1 pseudogene is annotated in these 616 nt (G+C 63.5%); it reads right to left on the bottom strand.

Annotation, left to right across the window (positions count from 1 at the left end):
- Positions 1 to 236 (bottom strand): annotated as a pseudogene (locus tag GO606_RS00640) (group II intron reverse transcriptase/maturase); the annotation flags it as partial.
- Between the last annotated feature and the right edge of the window lie 380 nt (positions 237 to 616).

Raw genomic sequence — 616 nt, 5'->3', positions numbered from 1 at the left:
ATCGACAACCCATCCACCCCGGCACTGCCGCGATTGGCTTTGACGCGTTTCCACGCCAGCACCATGTTCTCTCTCGCGAGCGCCTGCGCGAGCAGGTCGTCTCGCCCTGAGCCTTCGGTTTCATGCCGCGCCGGACGTGCTTCATCACGCATCGCTTCGGGTCTGGCTTCACCTCGCCCTCCCGCGTTGCGCCCCGGTTGCCCGGGCTTCTGATGCACTGCACTTCCGAGCGACATGGCCTTCGGCCCTCCTACTCGTTCGGCCCTTCGCCCCGTACCGGCAGCTAATACGGCCTCTGCTGACTTCTCGCTCCGGCTTGTCACCGTCGGCCTTTCAGCCACAAGGCGAGATCTCCCCAGGTAAGAACGCACTCCTTCGCTGCACAACCGCCGGATCTACGCCACTTCGCCTTGATCACGAGAGCTTCGCGGTTTTCGGCCCGCTCGCCCTGCTCGGCAGCGCCTTTTATCCGATTCTTGTCCATCGGCTCGCAGCTTCGATCCACGCTTCCTTCCCACACTCGGTCGCCCTCATGCAGTTGCGCTTCACTTCGTTCGCTGTGATCAACTTACGGCGGGACTTGCACCCGCAAGAGTGCGCCCATGCTGGGCGCACC

The sequence above is a fragment of the Aromatoleum anaerobium genome (assembly GCF_012910705.2).
GTDB lineage: Bacteria > Pseudomonadota > Gammaproteobacteria > Burkholderiales > Rhodocyclaceae > Aromatoleum > Aromatoleum anaerobium.
The sequence above is the reverse complement of the archived record's forward strand: the minus strand, read 5'-3'. Positions and strand labels throughout refer to the sequence as shown.